Raw genomic sequence first — 1,033 nt, 5'->3', positions numbered from 1 at the left:
CACGCTGCGCTTCCGTGGTCCTGATCTGGAGAGTGCCACAGAGGCGGAACTGGTCGGTACCTGCGCACGGCTGAACAATGTGCTGCGGCGCTTCGGCTCCGGCTGGGCGCTGTTCTTCGAGGCCGAGCGGTTCGAGGCGCCCGGCTATCCGGTCTCCACCTTTCCCGATGCCGCCTCCTGGCTGGTTGACGAGGAGCGGCGCGCGAGTTTCGAGCATAAGCCGGCGGAGAGCGATGTTCTTGCGCCGGCCGACGATAATTCGCCGACCACGAAGGGCGATTACGGGCCGGACAACGCCAATGTCCGGACGGCGACCGGCCACAAGCGGTCGGCCAACGGCAATGGTCGCGCAGCGCCTCACGGCTTCTCGGCCGCTAACGATAATGGCCGGCTGGACACGGGCGATTCTCAGGCGTCGAACGACAATGGTGCGGCGCCGCACCGTCAGCACCGGCGGACCCCAACGGCCGCGCAGGCTCACTACGAGAGCGCCTATTATCTGACGCTGCTTTACATGCCGCCGGCCGATCAGGTCGCTCGCGCCGAACAGGCGCTGCTCGAACGGGCGGAGCCAAACCAGGGCAGGGACTGGCACCAGGATCTTTCTGCTTTCATCGCCGAGACCGAGCGCGTGCTCGATCTTCTCTCGGGCTTCATGCCCGAGGTCCGGGCGCTCGATGATGGGCAGACGCTGACCTATCTGCACGGGACCGTCTCCCCAAAGCGCCATAAGGTGGCGGCACCCGCCACACCGCTCTATCTCGACGCCATCCTGGCCGACACGCCGCTCAGCGGCGGGATCGAGCCGATGTTGGGTGACCAGCATCTGCGTACCGTCACCGTCCTGGGTTTTCCCAATCTGACCCAGCCGGGGATTCTTGATCCGCTCAACCACCAGGATTTTTGCTATCGCTGGGTGACCCGTTTCATCGCCCTCGACAAGACCGAAGCGACCAAAACGCTGACCAGGCTGCGGCGGCAATGGTTCAACAAGCGCAAATCGATCGCATCCCTGTTGCGCGAAGTGCTCTAC

The 1,033-nt window shown here is 64.6% G+C and carries 1 pseudogene; it reads left to right on the top strand.

Features of this window, described 5'->3' with window-relative positions:
- Positions 1 to 1,033, top strand: a pseudogene (locus tag AiwAL_RS20290) (hypothetical protein); the annotation flags it as partial.

Origin of the sequence: Acidiphilium sp. AL (assembly GCF_025499445.1) — a bacterium.
In the GTDB taxonomy this organism is placed as follows: domain Bacteria; phylum Pseudomonadota; class Alphaproteobacteria; order Acetobacterales; family Acetobacteraceae; genus Acidiphilium; species Acidiphilium iwatense.
This window is presented reverse-complemented; position numbering and strand designations above follow the sequence as displayed.